The organism is Desulfoluna sp., from assembly GCF_030145185.1.
In the GTDB taxonomy this organism is placed as follows: Bacteria; Desulfobacterota; Desulfobacteria; order Desulfobacterales; family Desulfolunaceae; genus Desulfoluna.
Window position 1 is genome coordinate 11,376 of the sequence record NZ_JAQYWB010000068.1, and the last position, 19,653, is coordinate 31,028.

The following is a 19,653-nucleotide window of genomic DNA, read 5'->3' on the forward strand; positions in this document are numbered from 1 at the left end:
AATATGACTGCAAGGAACTGTCATTACGAATTATTCCTTATTCCTGATTTTTTTCTAATGAAATATCCGGGTTAGCCCGAAGGGTGAGAAAATCGAGCAGGAAACGTGTATTACATTCTTTGTTTTACATATATCTAAATTTTTCACAGTAACTGGCTGTAATGACAATCTTATTATTGAGCATGAACCGCTTTATAATGGAATATCCGGGATAGCGCTCAAAGTAAAGTTAGTAACGTATATCTCTGAATGTAAATAGGATGAAACCCGATTTCGCGAAAGTTTTTCTGCGTCCTGTGGCAGCCATTGTGTTTTTCAAGGCATTGATATTTGGGAAACAATGGGTTAAAATTATGTCATTTCCCGCCTCTCCAGAAAGGACCCGCCCATGAAAACTTCGCTAAAAACAGCCGTGATAGGTGCCGGGGTCTCAGGACTCACGGTGGCCTGTCTCCTGCAGGACCAGCACGAGGTCACCCTTTACGAAAAGAACGGGTACATCGGTGGCCACACCCACACGGTGGTGGTAGACCGCGGCCCCGACGCCGGAACGGCAGTGGATACCGGTTTTATTGTGATGAACAACAGGACATATCCCCTTTTCACGAGGCTTCTGGCCCGTCTGGAGGTGTCGCTCCTTAAAACGGATATGTCCTTCAGCTACACCTGCCGTCGAACCGGTCTGCAGTATGCCTCCTCTAATCTCAATACTCTTTTTGCTCAACGAAGTAATTTTTTTCGACCCTCCTTCTGGCGCTTTTTAAATGGGGTGCACGGCCTCATGCTGCGTATGCAAAAGGATTTGGCTGAAGAGAGACTTTCCGGGATCAGCCTGGGGGATTACCTCAAAAGAGAAAGGGTGGCGCAGGCCGTGGCCGATCAATTTGTTTTTCCCATGGCCTCTGCCATCTGGTCGGCTTCGCATACCCAGATGATGGCCTTTCCCATGGAGAGTTTTGTGCGGTTTTATGAAAATCATGGGTTGTTGACCTTGAGAGACCCTCCCCAGTGGTCTGTGGTGGCAGGCGGCAGTCATACCTATGTGAAGGCGTTTTTAAAGGGGTTTCGCGGCTGTGTTGAGAAGGGGATGGCGGTGAAAGGCATTCGCCGAACGAAAGAGGGGGGGATAGTCACCACGGAAGATGGACGCTCCCAACTTTTTGATCGGGTGGTGGTTGCAGCCCACGCGGATGAGGCCCTTAAACTGCTTGAAGATCCCTCTTCCGAAGAGAGGCGGCTGCTCTCTCCCTGGCAGTACGCTGCCAACCGGGTGATTCTTCACGTCGATGACTCCCTGCTGCCGTCTCAGCTCCGGGCCCGGGCATCCTGGAACGCCATCCGTGAGGCGGGATCCGGCGCCGGGGACCCCATCACGGTGACTTATGATATGAACCGTCTGCAGCGCTTAACGGCCCGTGAAAATTGGTGCGTGACCCTGAACCCCGCAAAGGAGATTTCGCCGAAGGCCATTCATCGGGAGCTGACCTACGAGCACCCGCTGTTTACCTTTGAGTCGATGGCCACCCAGGAAGGACTCAAGGGGCTCAATGGGGATCGAAACACCTATTTTTGCGGGAGTTATTTTGGCTATGGATTTCACGAAGACGCGGTCCGCTCGGCGGTGGATGTGGCCACGGCCCTGGGAGGGTCGTTGTGAATTCGTCCATTGTCAAGGGGGTGGTCGAGCATGTGCGCCGAACCCCTGTCAGGCATCGGTTCCGGTATCCACTGTATCTTTACGCGTTCGATTTGGATGAACTGGCAGAACTGGATCGTCGCCTGCCCCTGTTCGGTTACAACCGGCTGCGCCCCGTCTCCCTTTTTGATGATCGATATCTGGAGAGCGGCCAGGGCGGCCTGCGGGAGAAGCTGTTTGGCTACCTGAAAGATCAGGGGTGTGATGCCCGGGTCGAAAAAGTCATCCTCATCACCTCACCGAGCTATTTTAATCGCATCTTCAACCCCGTCAGTTTTTACTATTGCCTTGCCGCCGATCACAGTCCGGTGTGCCTCGTGGCAGAGGTGAACAACACCTTTGGCGACAGGCATCTCTACCTGTTGACGGACCGGCAGGACGGGGGCACCGGATTCCCAGTGGTCTATACCGCCCCCAAGGCTTTTCATGTTTCTCCATTTAATGACATGACGGGGGATTATCGTTTTTATGTCTCGGCACCGGGTCGAAATGTAAATATTCAGATTCACCTGATACGTGACGGAGAGATGGTTTTGTCGGCATCTTTTCGGGGAGAGAGCCTGCCTTTGACACCTGCCAACCAATGGATGACCCTTGTGAAGCATCCCCTGATGCCGTGGAAAACCGTGCCCCGTATTCTGGGCGAGGCCTTTCGGCTCTTTGCCGGAAAGGGGCTGGCCTACCATGATCGGCCCACGCCCCGAAGCCCCCGAACCGTTCGGCGCAAGGGGGCGACCCTGTTTGAACGATTTTGCCGCAACCGGGTGGAAGGCCTGCTCCGCGGCGTCAGCCATGGACGCCTGACGGTAACCTTTCCAGAAGGGGAGGTGCGTGTATACGGGGAGGCGTCAAAGGGGCTGGAGGCGGATCTTGTCATCGCCGATCCCCGTTTCTTTTCTCGCGTGGTTCTGGAAAGCGATATCGGGTTGGGTGAGGGTTTTATGGAGGGGCTGTGGACCAGTGAGCATCCCACGGAGCTAATGCGAATCCTGATTCGTAATATGGACACGGCAACCGACTCCCACCTTCCCCTGGCGCGGCTGGTTCATGCGGTGGGGCGTCTTACCGACCGGGCGCGCCACAACACCCTGCTCGGAAGCCGGAAGAACATCCGGCGTCATTACGATCTGAACAACGATTTTTTTGCTCTTTTTCTCGATGAGAGCATGACCTACTCGGCGGCCATCCATGGGGGGCCGGAGGAGTCGCTGGAAACCGCCCAGAAAACCAAACTTCATCACCTCATCGACAGGGCGGATATTTGCCGGGACGATCACGTACTGGAGATCGGGTGCGGATGGGGTTCCTTTGCTGTGGAAGCGGTCCGCCGAACCGGGTGCCGTGTGACCGGGATTACCCTCTCTCAGGCTCAGCTTGATTATGCCAGGCTACGGGTTCGGGAGGCGGGCCTGGAAGATCGTATCACGCTGCTCTTAAAGGACTATCGGCGGATGAGCGGCACCTTCGACAAAATTGTCTCCATTGAGATGCTTGAAGCCGTTGGTCATGCCTATCTCGGTGCTTTTTTCAGCCAGTGTGATCGCCTGCTGGCCCCCCACGGGGTCGTGGCCCTTCAGGTTATTACCGTGCCGGATCAGCAGTATGACAACTACCGGACCCATGAAGACTGGATTCAGCGGCATGTATTCCCTGGGGGGCATCTCCCGTCTCTGTCCGTGCTCTGCCAGGCCATGACCCGCTCGTCTCCGTTTATTGTGGAGCACCTGGAGAATATCGGCCCCCATTATGCCCGGACCCTCGAACTCTGGCGGGATCGTTTTATGGCCAACGCAGACAAACTCCCCGCCCTCGGGTTTGATGAGACCTTTAAACGCAAGTGGCTTTTCTACCTTGCCAGCTGCGAAGCCCAGTTTGCCGAACGCGCCCTGGCCAACCTGCAGCTGGTTCTTACCCGCCCGAAAAATCAGAACAGGGAGTCCTTGCGATGTCCGTCGCTACCCCTCAGCCATCACGCGAATGCAGATGCGAGGGACTGAGAGTTCCGATAGCCGTAGAGCATTCGCAAACCCGCTTTCAAGGTGGCACACCTTGCCGCCGGAGGCACGTTTTTCCCCGAACTTTAACCAGAGACAGCCCCGCTTTTAACAAGGAAATTTTTCATGAAACCAAGTGTCTGGGTATTTCTGTCGGCTTTTTGCCTCATGGTCGCGGTATCAGGTTGCAGCACGCCAGGGAGTGAAACCATGAGCCATTATGACGAGGCATTGGCGAGCACCGTGCCGGTGAAAGGGGCCCTTATGGTTCCTGGCTCGGTGGAGGAGACGGATGCGCTGGAGCGATTTAAGGCTTTTTATGCTGTTTTCTCTCGAGAGCGGATCGAGTCCATGGCTGGCGGGGTCTATGCGGAGAACGCCTATTTTCGTGATGGGATTCGAGAGGTGAGGGGGCTCCCTGAGATCCAGTCGTATTTTATCAGCAGCACCGAGGCCATTGAGCTGTGCGTTTTTGATATTGAAGATGGGGTCGGACGGCGGGGTGAATACTATTTTCGGTGGGTGATGCACCTGACGTTGAAACGAAATAAGGACGAGACGATCGTGGCTCCGGGCATGTCTCATGTCCGTTTTAATGGTGAGGGCAAGGTGATTTTTCATCAGGATTATTGGGACACCAGCTTGATCTTGGAACCGGTGCCGGTTCTGGGGAGCCTCATTCGGTGGATTAAGCGGCGGATTTGAGGGGGGGGGCAAACTTTTGCCGATTTTACGTGCGGGGTTTGACAAACAGGTTTTAAAAAGAGTGTGGGCCCCCGACACTATCGGCAACCTCTACGTATCATTTATTATTCTGATTACCATCTTTCCTCAGCCATGTTTGAGTGATCAATGGGTAGGTTTTGGTGCAACATAACCTCTGTACGCTTGTAATTGTTGGAAACCTGTAGGATGGGCAAAGGTAGTGCCGTGCCCATCTGGCGCGGGTGTAACCGATCACGCCGGGGAAAGATGCTGCGTCATCGAAATTTATGTAATTTTCATTGTTGTGGGTTTCCCGATGGCTGTTTTTCGGGCGCGCCGTGCTCCGTCGCGGCATTCATGCGATACCGATGGGAGGGCGTCGCTCGTTGGGGCGTGATACCGAATGCGAGTCATGTTTTGGTTGTTAAGGTGGTTCGGGCTGGGGCCAAGGCCCCATCAAAAAAAGCCGCGGCGGAGCACGGCGCGCCCAGGCGGGAGCCGTCGTGTAGCCTCTTCATTCTCTTGTTTCCGGGCTCCGCCTCCAAGCGTGAAACCCCGCAATCTGTGATTCTCATCCCTGCCTTACATGCGGGTGTAACCGATTACGCCGGGGAAAGATGCTGCGTCATCGAAATTTATGTAAATTTCATCGTTGTGGGTTTCCCGATTGCCAGATGGGCACGCTTCGCGCTTTGATATTAAATGGGCGCCCATCCTGATGCCGCCGTAATATCACCCGTGTTGGTGGCATTGGAGCCTGGAATGAATAGGGAACCCATGGCTGTGAATAAGAGGGTGCTGCGACCGAAAAGTTTTTGAGGCTTGCCACGGCGTCGCCTTTAGGCGAAGACGGGAGCTTTTTTAAAAAAGTGACCTACCGGAGGCAAGTTTTTTTCACAGTAATAACCTGTAATAATGCTTTATTACTGCAGCAGAATCGTTTTCTCATGAAGTATTCGGGCTAAGGAGTCGCCTCGCTCCGGCCTTTATAAACGGCATGGGCGAAGCGAATACATTAAACGAAGAACGAAGAACCAGGCACTATAAACCGTTTTTTAGATCTCTTTTTGTATTAGCGCCTGAAACGCAGCGCGGACCTTTGCGGTGGCGGGGCCGGGCTTGCCGTCTCCGATGGAGCGCCCGTCAATGGTGGTGACGGGGATCATTTCGGCGGCGGTTCCGGTGAGAAAGCACTCATCGGCGGTGTAGAGATCGTAAAGGGTGGTGGCGGTGGCGCGTGTCTCCATGCCGATCTCTTTTGCCGCTTCGAGGACGGCATCGCGGGTGATGCCTTTCAGGGCACCCTGATCGGAGGCAGGGGTGATGAGGACCCCGTCTCGAATGTAGAAAATATTGTCGCCGGTGCATTCGGCCACTTTGCCTTCACGGTTAAGGAGAATCGCCTCAAGACACCCGGCTTGCTGCGCTTCCAGCTTGGCCATGATGTTGTTGAGGTAGTTCAGGGATTTGACCCTGGGATCGATGGCGTCCGGGCTGTTCCGGCGCGTGGAGGCCGTGATCACCTTGATGCCGTTTTTATAATGCTCGGCCGGGTAGAGGCTGATGTCGTCGACGATGACAATGACAGAGGCTTTGGGGCAGGTGGCCGGGTTGATGCCAAGATCCCCCACGCCCCGGGTAATCACCAGCCGAATATAGCCCTCGGTTTTTTTGTTTCTGGCTACCGCATCACACAGGAGGGCCGCCATCTCCTGTTCATCCATGGGGATGGTGAGTAGGGTGGTCTTGGCGCTGTCATAGAGCCTGCGCACGTGTTCCTTCAACCTGAAAATTGTTCCACCGTAGATGCGGATCCCTTCAAAAACACCGTCTCCGTAGAGTAGCCCATGGTCAAAGACCGAGATTTTGGCGTCTTCTTTGTTTACCCAGGTGCCGTCGATGTATATTTGCATGGAAATCTCCTTGGTTTGATAACGGATTGTTGCTTAAAAGTAACGATTCAGAATTTTAAAGTTGGGTTTGATAAACAGGTTTTAACTGCAAACAAAGTGGGTGGTATCTTTGGCCACAGTCGATGTTATCAGCGAATGTGAACACCCTGAGGAACGAAGGATGAGAGCATTCGAAACCTGCTTTCAAGGTGGCACACCTTGCCGCCGGAGGCTTCCTGTTCCTTTGCTTTCAAGGCGCTAAAGCGGTGTCGTTAAAAATGTCTCGCAGATGCTGGTAGCGCGAGCCGAAGGTGGAGAGGAGCAGGTCATCAAATCGGTGGACGATCTTCATGATGTAGATGTCATGTTTGATGTAGTCTTCTGCCAGGGTGATGAACCCCTGGTTGAGGCTCCAGGCTCCTTCCACGTGGTTTCCGTCGGTGATGGTGGCAACAATGGCGGTCTTGGCGTCCACGACCAGAACGAAGCCACGCCCCCCTTTTTCTTCAAAGAGGGTGTCTTCGATGGGGTGCTCGAAGATGTGGCCTGTGGTTTCATCGGTTTCACCGAAATGGACGGTGGCGATTTTGACGCCTCGGGCCTCTGCCTGTGTCAGGGGGGCGATAAGGGGGGAGAGCTCTTCCTGCCAGGTGGAGAGGAGGAGAGTCTCTTCGGCGCCTTCGATCATCCGTTGCGCTTTATCCAGAAGAAAGTCGTATTCCGTCATGTTCCAGATAAAGGAGACGTCGTCGGTTTTGACCATGATTTTTTTCAGCCCCTCTTCAAGGGAGTGAACGGTTCGGTCAAAGACGCTGCGTCGACTCTCCACGAACTCGTCGGGTGGCATGGCTACGTATTTTTTTTTGCGTCCTTCCCCTTCCACAAAGGCGATGCGTTTTTCCACAAGGCGTCCCAGGATCTCGTAGACCTTGGACGATGGAATGCCGGATGTCTGGGACAGCTCGTAGGCGGTGGCCGGTTGCACGGAAAGCAGATGCACATAGGCCTTGGCTTCGTATTCGGAAAATCCCAGCGAGGTGATCTGTTGGATGATGTTATTAACTACCATGGTAGTTAATATGATTTTTCCCGGATTTTCTGTCAATAAAAAAGTGGGGCCAAGTATTTATAATGCTGAATTTTTGGCTATAAATACCGGTCCGGTTGCGTGTGGTTTTGGGATGCTCCCCCGGGAACCCGGGGTGAAAAATTGATTCATCGGTGAGGTTTAAAGGTGACTCTTCCCTTGGGCATTGCCTAAAAAAAGCGGATCGTGTTAAGCGATCCGCTTCCTTTGTTTCTGCTGTCGGTTTGGTTTCAGACCTGGTCGAACCAGTCGTTGGTACTTTTGGGAAGCACCCATTTGTTCTTGGCCTTCATCACCACAAAGGATTCACAGTTTTCAATATCACCCAGCGCGGGAAGGTCTTTGGTCATGAATTCATAAAGGGCAGGCATTTCCGGGACGACGACCTCAAGGAAAATGTCAAATCGGCCGGTCACCACCATGGCTGAATGGACCTGCTTGAGCGCTGAAAATTGCTCCAGTCTCTCTTCGAGCTTGGTTCCGTCTGTGATTTTCATTCCCACGATGGCCATGATGAGGTCTTCTGTTTTAAAAATATCGATGAGCCCGGCGATTTTGAGAACCCCTGAGTTGAGCATGCGCTTGAGTCTCGAGTAGAGGGTTGGCGGGGTGACGCCTAAGTGCTCCACCAGCTTGTTTACCGGCATGCGGCCGTCGAGGCTGAGCTGTTTGATCAGGGTTCGATCCGTGGCGTCGAGTTGTGATTTCATGGTCAATCCTTCTGTGCGGGAAATCGGTATTTCCAATGTTTAATATATTTGATCAGCGCGGCATGATTGACGCGTGTGACCCTTCAGGTCGGTATATCATATCAGAATGAATTTAACCCTGAAATGCTAAATTGAGAGTTCTTTGTGAGGGAAGGGAATCAGGCAGAAAAGCAGGTCATGGAGGATAGACAATAGGTTTTGGGAAAAGTCAAACGACAGGCCCCTGGCGGGACCTATAGATCTTTTTTGCTATATTCTTCAAACGATAGGACAGGCCGAGTCATCAACAGGGAAGAGGGCCACGGAGGCATGAAGCCTGATTTTGGAGAGCCCTTTGCGGATTCCCTCTTTGATGTTGGTTGAATGGTGACGCACAGACGTGGGCGCAGGCGGACTTGTCGGGTCAAATTGCATCCGCCTTCAAAGATAAATTTATCGAGTCCCCTCATAAAAACCTGTTTGTCAAACTTTCTTGTCGCGCCGTAGCCCTCGGGCGAAGGCGGATCAAACGTTTGGCCCCCGGCAGGGCCGCCGGAGGCTTTTGCCCTTTTTTCTTGTACCTTGCCCTTTATTTCTATCCCACCACCCACAGGCCGATCTGGAGAACAAGACCTGCCATGACGCCTGCGGCCACGTCATCCATAACGATGCCAGCGCCGCCGGGGAGCACTTTTTCCAGGGTGCGGACGGGGATGGGTTTAAGGATATCGAAGAAGCGGAAGAGGAGGAACCCTGCCAGGGCGACTTTCCAGGTGAGGGTGACGCCGGCAAAGGTGACGAGCATGCCAGCGAACTCATCGATGACAACGCGCGATGGGTCTTTTTCTCCGAGTAGTTTTTCGGCTTTTTCGGATACCACGACTGAGACGACGATGAGGGCGGTGATGAGCAGGAAAGAAAAGGGGGTGCCGAAGGCAAGGCCCGAGAGCCAGACCAGGATGCAGAGGGGCAGGGCGGCTGCGCTGCCGAAGGTGCCGGGGGAGAAGGGGGCGTTGCCGGAGCCGAAGCCTGTGGCGAGGAAGAGGATGTGTTTATCAGAGAGCTGCATTGCTTTGTCCTTTTGTCACGTATTGAGTTGGGTGTCGCCTTCTATGGTTAAGGTCGTTCCTGGTTCTTCGTTCGATGTATTCGCCACGCTCATGCCTTATTTAACCAATAGACAGAGCGAAGCGACTCCATAACCAAGCACGAAGAACCACGAACGAAGAACAGATGCTTTTTTTGATGAGTCAGATAAACCGGTTGACGGTTGTTCCAAGCCTCAGGGCTCCTATTATGGTAATTCCCGATGCCCATTAGCAAACCCGCTTTCAAGGTGGCTCACCTTGCCGCCGGAGGCTTGGCTTTTTTCAACAGCTCCTGGGCTGCGCATATTGCCTGACCGTAGATTTCTGCCAGCGGGCACCCTTTTGCTTCAGCCAGGGCTTTGCAGGCCTCGTATTCCGGGGTGATCCGTTTGGATCCGTCGGGGAGGCTCACCTCTTTGGCGGCCACGTCTCCTGCGGGGCAGGTCAGGGTCAGGGGGCTGCGTGTCAGGGTGGTTCGGCTGAGGCGTTGCCAGCGAATTCCGATGGTGGTGGTCTCCGTAAGGATTCTTTCTGTCAGAGATTTTCGGTTCTCTTCCCGGCAGAGGCAGGAGAGCTGGCTGGCGGGCCGGTTTTTCTTCATCTGGATGGGGGTGAACCAGACGTCAAGGGCGCCTGCCTTCAGAAGCGTCTGCATGGCATGACCGAGGAGCTCGGGCGTCATGTCATCGATGTTGCAGGAGAGCTCCACCACGGTGTCGGCCTCGGCCGGTGTCTCACACAGGACCATGCGCACCAGATTGGGGAGACCTATGGTTTCCCGTTTTCCGGCTCCGTAGCCCACGGCCGTGACCACCCGCTGGGGCATGGGGCCAAAGCTGTCGGACAGTTCGGCGGCCAGGGCTGCGCCTGTGGGGGTGATAATTTCGCATCCGGAGTCGCATCCGTAGACGGGGATCCCTTTAAGAATCTCCAGGGTCGCCGGGGCCGGGACAGGAAGAACGCCATGGGCACAGGTCACCGTGCCGCTTCCCAGGGGAAGGGGAGAGGCGGTGACGTGGGTGATCTTCAGGTATTCCATGGCCAGGATGACGCCCACGATGTCCACCACGGCGTCGATTCCCCCCACTTCGTGGAAGTGGACGGTGTCGATGGCGCAGCCGTGGATTTTTGCCTCGGCCACGGCAATGCGTTCAAACACCGCCAGGGAGCGTTTCTGGACCGCAGCGCTCAGGGAGGACCCCTGGATGAGATCCCGGATTTTCCGGTAATCCAGGGCGTGATGGTGGTGGTGATCTCCGCCGTGATGGGCGTGGCTGTGATCGTGCACCGTTACATCCACGGCGTGAATCCCGCTTTTGAAGACCTTCTCACAGGTGATATTGAATCGATCCTGGAGAAGGGGCGTGAGTTGGGCTTTGATCCAGGAGACAGGCACCCCGAGATCAATCAGGGCGCCCATGGCCATATCTCCGCTGAGACCGGAAAAACAGTCCATATAAAGATGCATGCTTAGGCTCCCTGCCTTGCGTATCGGGTCAGAATGGCATGGAGAAGCTCGGCAGAGGCGGTCATATCCGCCAGGGTGATGGACTCGCTGGTGGTGTGGACATCGGTCATGCCAGAGCCCAGAACCCCTGCCATCAGCCCTTTGCCAAAAAAGACGTTGGCATCAGAGCCTCCGCCCACGCGCTGGGTAACGATGGTGCGGCCCAGTTCTTTACCCGCTTCCTGGGCCAGAAGGACCATGGCATGGTCGTGGGGCACGCTGGTGCCGGGAAAGTCTTCGTTTACCTCGATCTCGTAACGGGGCAGGCTCTCGTCATCGCCGCCTCCGGCGCGGACCACGGCTTCCTGAAAGGCGTCTCGGATGCCATCTAAGATGGTGTCCAGTTTGGCCTTGGTATGGCTTCTGGCTTCCCCGGTGAGCACCACGCAATCCGGAACGATATTGGTGGCGGCGCCCCCTTCGATTTTGCCAATGTTGCAGGTGGTTTCAGAGTCGATGCGTCCGCAGGAGATGCGGGTGATGGCGTCTGAGGCCACGGAGATGGCGTTGACCCCTTTTTCTGGCTCCATCCCTGCATGGGCGGAGAGGCCGGTGACCGTGATTTTATAGTGCACGGCAAAGGGGGCGTTGGTTACCACCGCCTCGGTGTCCTGGGAGTCCAGGATGTACCCCATGGTCGCCTGGAGTGTTTCGAGGTCAAAGCTTTTGGCTCCCAAAAGGCCGATCTCTTCACAGACGGTAAAGACAATTTCAACGGGGGGGCGGGGCAGGTCTTTTTCAATGAGGGTCTGCATGACCTCGAGGATGATAGCCAGAGAGCTTTTGTCATCGCCTCCCAGGACGGTCTCTCCCGCGCTTCGAAAGACCCCGTTTTCAAAGACCACCTTCACCCCTTCACCCGGGGTGACCGTATCCATGTGGGCGCTCAGCATCAGGGGCGTCTTGTCCACGGTGCCGGGAATCCGGGCAATCAGGTTGCCCGTCTGGCTTCCGCACGCCTCGTGGGCGTTATCAAAAGAGACCTCGGCTCCCAGGGCCTTCAGCTCGCTGGCCAGCATGTCGGCCACGGCTTTTTCGTGTCTGGAGGGGCTGTCTGTTTCGGCAAGGCGGATAAATCGTTCGGTGAGTCGCTTTGTATTTATCATGGATTCTATGCTTTCATCTGGTGGGTTTCGTGTAACTCAAAAGAGCCTCCGACGGCCCTGTCGGGGACTATGCTTTTGAAAAATTAGGCAAACAGAGCTTCGGGATCGCCTCGGCAACGAATGGACCATGGCCCTTGCGACGCAACCAGGCAAGGAGAACGCCTTGTGAAGGGTGGCTGTCATGATGCACGTAAAAACACCCGTGACGGGTCAGACCCTCCGGCATCCCGGCTTGACACTCCTCGACATTACCTGATGGGAGGCCACGTTTCAACGGGAAAAAGCCCTCTGCGAGCTTTGAAAACAGTTGACAACGCCGCCCCGATGCAGGTAAGGTCACCTTCGTAAAACCAGCATTAAACGCATGGAAGCACGCAGCGTTCTGGTGATGCTCCCGGACTTCAAATCCGGTGTGGGGCGTTAACACCGTCCCGGGTGGGTTCGATTCCCATGTGCTTCCGCCATATATTAAAAATCCCGATACGAGTCATCGTATCGGGGTTTTTTATTTTTGGACTCGCACAACGCCGGAAGACAGACTCCGGTGGCGAGGTGGGACACTTATAAAGAGGGTTGAGAGGGCTCGAAGATTTGCCGTGGGATAGGCACGACGCGTGCCTCATTTCAAAGTGGTCGGTGGCCTCCTTGAAAAACAACGGCAAGCTCATGTTGCTGGGCCCCGGGAACTCTGGAGTCAGTGTGAGGCAATTGCAAAACCTTACTTGAAGTTTGCAATGATTTTTTCATTGATGCAGCTTCGTAAGAATTGGTTCATGTTTTTCATGTCATTTGATGAATAGAACTCTAACATGTACTCATTGAATTCGAGTTGGCGCTTTACCGGGACATTAATGATGGGGTAGCCCTCGTTGAGTAGAATACCATTCATCATAAATCGGCCCATTCTTTTATTTACATCCCAGAAAAATTGGGCGCGTGCCATGTTTAGAAAAGCTGAAATAGCTTTGTCATAAACGTCTGTGGCTAACTCGATTTCAGATTCGGTTTTCAGCCATATTTTATCGAGTTGATCAGCGGAAGGTGGCTCATAGTCAGATCCACTGATCGAAACGTTCCCCGAGCGAAATACCCCCCATTCGAAGGCTTCTTCCCTACCCGCTATGTTGTGAAGTTCAAGGGCAACAGGTTTCGTAAAGTCAAAATGATCTTCATCGATTAGTTCAAAAAGACGGCCCCATGTTTTTGCCTGATTAATAACCATCGTTTGATCACTGATTTTATGCCCACCAACCGTTACCCCATCTAAGATGGTTTGGACTTCAGGCAATGTCATTAAGACTCCTTCAAGGTTAACAGCTTCGTAAACCAAAGAAGGTACTTCGCGAATGGCCAGGTATTTAGCCATTCTTTTATTGGGGGTCATATTTGAATATGTGTCTGAAATAACCATGATATTTTATCCATTTGATTTTTGTTACAGCAACTCAGGATAGATATAACTTAGTATATTTACGGTACTTTAAGCAAAATATCAAATAAGTATGTAAGTATGCGTGCACAATTTTCAGAAGAAACCTATTTCGGATATTTCATGGGTCCAGTCGAGCGCATGTTGCCTGTCCCCCTGAGAATGCGCTGAGAACGGAGTATACGGGTTTCTGGTTCCGGCAGGCCCTCTGTTCGTCGATATTCAGAATAGCCATACGGAGCATATAAAAATGTTAGGCTCGGCAAAATTTGAGTTGACATCAATTTTCACGACAGGTAAACAAACACATCGCGGCTATCAGCCCGCGACTCATAAAGCAGCAGATCCTTTGGGTGGATTGCCTGCATGATGAACCATACGATCATGTGACCTTTTGCACCCGAGGAGCGCCTGCAGACCTCAGCCTTCCTGATCCGTAAAAACCGTTCACATCAATACACCACATCGGGTTCATCACGTTCATCCGTAACGCTTCCTCTGGTATTCTCACGGTACGTTGCGGTAACCGCCATACCACGCACACGGAGAAGACGTGAACAAAATAGAGATGTTCTGGCAGATTTTGAGACAGGTCAGCGAGCCCACATGATTTGTGCCAGACCTGCTTATGCCTCCGGCGTGGCCTGGCATACACAACCCGCTTTCAAGGTGGCTCACCTTTCCGCTGGCGGCTTTTTTTAAAAGCGGATTCGTTACCTTACCCACATAAAAAAGATTCACGGCAAACTGAAGCAATATATCCTCCCCACTGGAACTTTGGAAAGGTGAACCGATGCCTGGACGACCCCGCAGGACAGGTGCTCCTGCAAGGCCGAGAGGTTTCATGCGTTCACCCGGCAGCCTTTTAAGGTAAAGGAGTTATGTTTGTGAAGATGACATCGTATTCAGCCCCGATAAAACGGGGTGCCCTTGCAACGTGCATATTCTTTTTGTTGGCTACGCCCTCTGTTTTTGCCTCTGATGCCTCCCAACGCGCTCTGGATGACATGGTCATCACCGCGAGCAAGCGGGAGTCCTCCTTAGATGAGTTCGCCGGAAGCATCACGGTCAAGGATGGTCAGTTTATCACAGACCATGAGATCAACGATCTCTCCGAGCTGACTCGCTTTATCCCCAACGTCTATTTTAAAAAGGCAAACTCCGGAGACACCTTTGTCTCCCGGGGGATCTCCACCATTGACACCTCGCTGTTCAGCCCCATGGGGCTTTACATCAACGATGTCTCTTACCCCTTGAGTTACATGCAGAACCAGCGGCTCACGAACGTAAAACGGGTGGAGGTCCTTCGCGGTCCCCAGGGCACCCTGTATGGCCGAAACAGCGAATCCGGGATTATTAACGTCGTTCTGGAGGAGCCCGGGGATGAACTCAAGGCCTCGGCCAGCCTCACGGCGGGAAACAATGCCACCTGGTGCGGCGAAGCGTCGGTGAGCGGACCGGTCATGAAGGATACCCTCTTTCTGGGATTGTCGGTCACCGGCCGCAAAAGCGACGGTTTTATAGAAAATGAGGTGACCGGCAAAGACGACGTGGCCGATGAAGAGACCACCTCGGCCCGTGGCACCTTGCGGTGGACGCCGGGGGAGCGTTTCGAACTTGTCACCACCATAGACGCGACCGACCGGGACAAGGGAATCAGCACCCTGCGTTTTGAGGACGGCCCCCAGGCCTCAGGCAGGCACAAGGTTCGTTCCAATGGTGAAGACCGCACCGATGAGGAGGGGGGCGGCGGCGTGGTGAAGATGAACTGGCGGGGCGACACAGCCCGACTCACCTCCATCACCAGCAACCGCCAATTTACAAAAGATTTTATTCATGATTTCGACCGGACTCCGATCAATCTGGGGACCACGGAGATGGCGATTGATCAGGACAACTGGAGCCAGGAATTCCGTGTCGCCTCCGAAGGGGAAGCTCCTGTCTCCTGGGTGGTCGGTCTCTTCGGGTTCACTGAAGATCTGGACACCGCCATGGCATTGAACCATGACATAGCCTCCAAGTCAAAAAAACGAGTGACGGATTCGGAAAACGAAGGCTATGCCCTTTTCGGCCAGGCAACCTACCGGCTTACGGACAAGCTGAAACTCACCGGCGGCCTGCGAAGGGAGCACGCCACGGCCGAAGGGAGCCAGGTCTCCACCAGCAGCAAGGGGCTCGTCACCTTCGACGAGAAGCTCTCCGAAACGGAATGGCTCCCCATGGCCTCGGCCTCCTACTCCCTGGCCGACAATCTGACGGCTTACGCCACCTGCGCTCGGGGCTGGCTTGCCGGGGGCTTCAACTACTTTTCGGCAAACTCCGAAGAGACCTTCGGCTATGAACCCGAATACACCGTGAACTACGAAACCGGCCTTAAGGCCACCTTCTTTGACCGACGTCTCAAGGCAGATTTTTCCCTTTTCTACATCGACATCGATGACAAGCAGGTCAGGGAAGAGGTGCCGGGAGGGGGGCAAGGCGTTTGGAAATTCTCCAACGCAGGCAAAGCCCACAGCCAGGGCATTGAGCTGGACCTTACCGCCCTGCCCGTGGGCAATCTGGAGGTCTTTGCAGGTGTCGGCCTGTCCGACACGGAGATCGACACCTGGCAGGGGACCACAGGGGGCATGCCCTTCGATTATTCCGGCAACACCTTGCCATGGGCACCGGAGTTCACCTGGAACGCCGGGCTGGGCTACTACATGAACAACGGCCTCTACGGCATCGCCGATGTGTCCGGGGCCGGAAAACAGTACTTTGATGCGGCCAACACCCTGAAAGATGACGGCTACGCCCTGGTGAACCTCAAGATCGGCTACGCCTTGGGGCGCTTTGACATCTCCGTCTACTGCAAAAATCTCCTGGACGAGGCGTATGCCACAAAAAAAGTTAAAAACATGAAGGGCTTCACCATGGTTGAAGACGGCGAACCCCTTACCTTTGGACTGACACTCAACTGGAGGCTTTAATATGACCCACCTGTTTGTTAGCAACGGGCGAAATCCCATGACACCCATTTTCGAAGTCCTCCAGGGCCCCGTTCGCATGGCCATCCTCAAGGCGGCCGTGGAGATGGGCATGGCAGACATCCTGGCAGAGGTTTCGGATCCCAAGGGCATTGCCGCGGCCCTGCCCGGAGAGACAGATATTGAAAATCTAACCCACTTTCTGGACAGCATGGCAGGCCTCGGACTGGCTGTAAAACACGGCGGGCACTATCTTAACTTGGCTTTTGCTGACACCTCCCTGCGAAAGGAGAGCCCGGTCTATTTGGGGGACATGGTCTTGAACTTATCGCGCATGCAGCACCGGAACATTCATCGTATCGAAGAGCTGGTCCACGCAGGGTCGCCCCCGGTGAAAAAAGAGGATCGCCTCGCCGACGAGAGTAAATGGCAGGCATCGGTCAAGCACCTGACGCCGTACCAGCGGGCCGGGATAGCCGCCCTTGCCGCTGACACCATCGAGGCCCTGCCTGAATTTAAATCTGCCTCAAAAATGATGGATATCGGGTGCGGTCCCGGCCTGATGTGTATGGAGATTCTTAAGCGACACCCGGCCATGGAGGGCGTTCTCTTTGATCTACCGGCCATCATTAGCCTGGCGGAAAAGGAGGTGGCAAAAGAGGGGATGGGGCCCAGGATTTCCTACATCAAAGGAGATTACAACACCACGGACTTCGGCAACGGCTACGACATCATCTGGGCAAGTCACAACCTTTATTATGTCAAAGAATTCTCAGCCTTTTTCTCACGCCTCCATGGGGCCCTGAATGATGGCGGGGTTTTTATCAGCCTCCACGAGGGGACCACGGGCGAGGGGACAGCCCCGGAGCATGTGGTGCTCTCCAGGCTCTCCCTGGCCCTTGAAGGCCAGAACTATGTGTTTGAAAAAGGGGAGATCGCCGAGCACCTTCGGCGTGCCGGGTTTGACTCGGTGGAGACCTCGCCCCTTGATCTGCCCGTGGGGGAAGTCGAGCTGACCATTGCCCGAAAACAGAGAGGATAGACCATGACGAACGCTGGACGAATCTCGGGGCGTCCCAGGGTGTTTTTTTCGCGTTTTCTGCTTTTTATCGTGGTCGCCTTGTGTCTGGCGGCCACACAGCCGGAAAACACCTGGGCCGCCAATGGCCCGGTGATCCGGCTCTCCGGCCCCCCTGTGGCCGAAAGCCTCCCCTTTGCCATGATGTCCGGCATGACCTTTGACGACCCGGCCATGACGGTTCAATTCATTCCCTGGCACTCTCCCGACCAGATCCGGGCCATGATCGCAGGAGGGCAGGTGGACGGGGCCATTGTCACCACGGCGGCGGCTTCGCTTTTTTACCACAAAGGGGTTCATACCCGACTTGCGGCCCTCTTTGAATCCCCCCTTTGGATCGTGTCCACGGCAGATTCCGTGGGTACTGGCCTGGAGGGTCTCACCGGGCATCTCCTTTTTCCCTTTGGCCACAAGGAGATGCCGGAGCTTCTTTTTAACGCACTTCTGGGCTCGCAGACTCCTGGAATTACCCGGCACCACACGGGGGGCGCTTTAGAGGCCGTGAATCTGTTGCTCCTCGGCAAAGGGCGCCACGCCCTCCTGGCCGAGCCTGCAGCGACCCTTGCCGTCATGCGTTCCAAAGAGATGGCCCCCAAAGGGGCGCCTCTCCTTGCCAAGCACCTGGATTTGCGAAAGCTCTGGAAAAAAAAGTTTAAGGGAAAGCCCCTTTGTGTCAGTGGGTTTGCTGTTTTTGGGGACGCCCTGGACGACCCCGCCATGGTCGGCCGCATCCTCCAGGAGTATGAAAAAGGAGTCGCCAGCATCGCAGCACACCCCGAAAAAACTCTGGCCATGGCGGGAAAAAGCTTCCCGGCGCTGGCTGCGCAATCCAAGAACGGAATTCTCCCCGGGGTGGACATCCACATGACCCGCGGGGAAAAGGCTTTTTCCGACGCCCTTTTCTTCCTTAAACAACTCTCACAACAAGCCCCTCGGGCCACAGGGGGCAAGTTCCCGGGGGACGATTTTTTTCTGGTGACACAATGAGGGGGACGGTCCACGGTCAAACCGGGCGCTTTGCTTTCCGGCTCTCCGGTATCCTGTTGCTTATCCTGGCCTGGCAGCTCATCGCCAGCCACTACTCGGGCCTTGTGGTGGCCTCGCCCCTGGAGACCCTGGGTGCCGCGGTCAGGCTGCTGTGCGATCCATCCTTTATTGTCCAGCATTTTGCCGTGAGCCTGAAGCGGGTCGCCCTGGCCCTGGTGTTTGGCATCCTCGTCGGCGGAAGTTTAGGCCTTTTGGCCGGGTTCTTTGACCCGTTCAGGCTGATGATCGAGCCCCTGCGGTGGATGCTGATGACCATCCCCGGGGTGGTCATCGTGGTGGTTTTTATGCTCTGGTTCGGCATGGGAAACCTCATGGTAATAAGCATCACAGCATGCACCATCGCGCCGGTGGTTTATATCAATGTCTCCCAGGCCATGGCCTCGGTGGACAGGTCCCTTCTTGAGATGGCCGAGATCTACCGGTTTCCCCCTGCCATGAAACTGCGGCGCATCTACGCCATGACCGTTGCCGGCCCGTTCTTTTCGGCTGCGGTCATTGCCGTGGGAAACGGGATTCGGGTCGTTGTCCTGGCCGAAGTCCTTGGGGCCAACAACGGCATCGGCCACTGCCTGGCCATCTCCCGGACCAACCTCGATACCCCGGAGCTTTATGCCCTGGCCCTGATCAGCATGTCCATCGTCGGGGGCATCGAATTTTTCCTGCTGACACCATTAAAAGAAAAATACCTGTGGAGGGAATCATGAAACCGGCCGTTGAGCTCATCGATGTGAACATGGTATTCAAAAATCGTGAGGTACTGCGAAATCTCAACTTGACCATACCGGAGGGCCAGCGCATGGCCGTGACAGGACCCAGCGGTGCAGGAAAATCCACTATATTGAAGCTTATCGCAGGCCTTGTTATCCCGACCTCTGGCCTGGTGATCCGCCACACCTGTAGAACCGGGTACGTCTTCCAGGAGCCCCGCCTCCTGCCTTGGAACACCGCCCTGGAAAACGTGACCCTCCCTCTCATCGCCAGGGGAGAAAAAAGACTAAATGCACGAAAAACCGGAATCACCTGCCTTGCCGACATGGGGCTCTCAGGGTTTGAACACAGCTACCCGGACCAGCTCTCAGGGGGCATGAAACAACGGGTCTCCATTGCCCGGGCCCTTGCCATCGAGCCGGACCTCCTCCTCCTTGACGAACCCTTTACCGGCCTTGACCCCGCCCTGCGGGAGTCCATCTGCCAGCACCTGGAACAAGCCCTTAGTAAAAAAGTGGCCACCGTGATTCACGTCACCCACGACGTGGACGCAATGATCCACACCGCCAATACCCTTTACACCCTGACCACCCCGGATACGTTGGTGCAATTGCCCCTTGCGGGATAGGTGGACATGCAGGTGCCTGTCTCTTAAACTCTC

The 19,653-nt window shown here is 54.8% G+C and carries 15 protein-coding genes and 1 tRNA gene; 9 read left to right on the forward strand and 7 right to left on the reverse strand.

Going from position 1 to position 19,653, the window contains the following annotated elements; genetic code table 11:
* Positions 1-388: 388 nt before the first annotated feature.
* From Q1Q75_RS18205 to Q1Q75_RS18215, 3 genes are all read left to right on the forward strand, one after another.
* Complete coding sequence (locus Q1Q75_RS18205) at positions 389-1,657, forward strand: FAD-dependent oxidoreductase (RefSeq protein ID WP_300673582.1); 1,269 nt, start codon at positions 389-391, stop codon at positions 1,655-1,657.
* The gene (locus Q1Q75_RS18210) at positions 1,654-3,693 is read left to right on the forward strand and encodes a DUF1365 family protein (protein WP_300673585.1); all 2,040 of its coding nucleotides are present in this window, start codon (positions 1,654-1,656) and stop codon (positions 3,691-3,693) included. Before Q1Q75_RS18205 ends, Q1Q75_RS18210 begins: the two co-directional genes overlap by 4 nt.
* A 207-nt stretch (positions 3,694-3,900) precedes the next feature.
* On the forward strand, positions 3,901-4,395 hold the full coding sequence (locus Q1Q75_RS18215) for a nuclear transport factor 2 family protein (protein WP_300673588.1): 495 nt from the start codon (positions 3,901-3,903) through the stop codon (positions 4,393-4,395).
* 1,055 nt (positions 4,396-5,450) lie between these two features.
* Here Q1Q75_RS18215 and ilvE read toward each other — a convergent pair.
* The 6 genes from ilvE to Q1Q75_RS18245 all read right to left on the reverse strand — a co-directional run bounded on the left by ilvE (position 5,451) and on the right by Q1Q75_RS18245 (position 11,764).
* Positions 5,451-6,308, reverse strand: coding sequence for a branched-chain-amino-acid transaminase (ilvE, locus tag Q1Q75_RS18220; protein ID WP_300673591.1), 858 nt, complete (start codon positions 6,306-6,308; stop codon positions 5,451-5,453).
* 229 nt (positions 6,309-6,537) lie between these two features.
* On the reverse strand, positions 6,538-7,356 hold the full coding sequence (locus Q1Q75_RS18225; RefSeq protein WP_300673594.1) for a TrmB family transcriptional regulator: 819 nt from the start codon (positions 7,354-7,356) through the stop codon (positions 6,538-6,540).
* Positions 7,357-7,604: 248 nt separating this feature from the next.
* Positions 7,605-8,084, reverse strand: a complete 480-nt coding sequence (locus Q1Q75_RS18230) for an Lrp/AsnC family transcriptional regulator (RefSeq protein ID WP_300673596.1) — start codon at positions 8,082-8,084, stop codon at positions 7,605-7,607.
* Between the two features lie 574 nt (positions 8,085-8,658).
* The gene (locus tag Q1Q75_RS18235) at positions 8,659-9,132 is read right to left on the reverse strand and encodes a phosphatidylglycerophosphatase A (RefSeq protein WP_300673599.1); all 474 of its coding nucleotides are present in this window, start codon (positions 9,130-9,132) and stop codon (positions 8,659-8,661) included.
* Positions 9,133-9,404: 272 nt separating this feature from the next.
* Positions 9,405-10,619, reverse strand: a complete 1,215-nt coding sequence (gene larC / locus Q1Q75_RS18240; protein WP_300673602.1) for a nickel pincer cofactor biosynthesis protein LarC — start codon at positions 10,617-10,619, stop codon at positions 9,405-9,407.
* Positions 10,620-10,621: 2 nt separating this feature from the next.
* Positions 10,622-11,764: a M20/M25/M40 family metallo-hydrolase gene (locus Q1Q75_RS18245; RefSeq protein ID WP_300673604.1), complete on the reverse strand. Its 1,143-nt coding sequence runs from the start codon at positions 11,762-11,764 to the stop codon at positions 10,622-10,624.
* A gap of 366 nt (positions 11,765-12,130) precedes the next feature.
* Between Q1Q75_RS18245 and Q1Q75_RS18250 the strand changes: the two genes are divergently transcribed.
* Positions 12,131-12,228: transfer RNA gene (locus tag Q1Q75_RS18250), tRNA-Sec, on the forward strand.
* Between the two features lie 254 nt (positions 12,229-12,482).
* Here Q1Q75_RS18250 and Q1Q75_RS18255 read toward each other — a convergent pair.
* Positions 12,483-13,175 (reverse strand): Fic family protein, encoded by a 693-nt coding sequence (locus Q1Q75_RS18255; RefSeq protein ID WP_300673606.1) that lies wholly within the window; start codon positions 13,173-13,175, stop codon positions 12,483-12,485.
* 971 nt (positions 13,176-14,146) lie between these two features.
* Between Q1Q75_RS18255 and Q1Q75_RS18260 the strand changes: the two genes are divergently transcribed.
* From Q1Q75_RS18260 to Q1Q75_RS18280, 5 genes are read left to right on the forward strand one after another with little or no spacing between them, the layout of a single operon-like run.
* The gene (locus Q1Q75_RS18260) at positions 14,147-16,162 is read left to right on the forward strand and encodes a TonB-dependent receptor (protein ID WP_300673608.1); all 2,016 of its coding nucleotides are present in this window, start codon (positions 14,147-14,149) and stop codon (positions 16,160-16,162) included.
* 37 nt (positions 16,163-16,199) lie between these two features.
* Positions 16,200-17,201 (forward strand): class I SAM-dependent methyltransferase, encoded by a 1,002-nt coding sequence (locus Q1Q75_RS18265; protein WP_300673611.1) that lies wholly within the window; start codon positions 16,200-16,202, stop codon positions 17,199-17,201.
* Positions 17,202-17,204: 3 nt separating this feature from the next.
* A complete protein-coding gene (locus Q1Q75_RS18270) occupies positions 17,205-18,224 on the forward strand; it encodes a hypothetical protein (RefSeq protein ID WP_300673613.1) in 1,020 nt (339 codons plus the stop codon).
* Positions 18,221-18,988 carry an ABC transporter permease gene (locus tag Q1Q75_RS18275; protein ID WP_300673616.1) on the forward strand — a complete coding sequence of 256 codons (768 nt, stop codon included), beginning with the start codon at positions 18,221-18,223 and terminating at the stop codon, positions 18,986-18,988. Before Q1Q75_RS18270 ends, Q1Q75_RS18275 begins: the two co-directional genes overlap by 4 nt.
* Positions 18,985-19,620: an ATP-binding cassette domain-containing protein gene (locus Q1Q75_RS18280; RefSeq protein WP_300673619.1), complete on the forward strand. Its 636-nt coding sequence runs from the start codon at positions 18,985-18,987 to the stop codon at positions 19,618-19,620. The genes Q1Q75_RS18275 and Q1Q75_RS18280 overlap by 4 nt, the downstream gene beginning before the upstream one ends.
* The last annotated feature ends 33 nt before the right edge of the window (positions 19,621-19,653 follow it).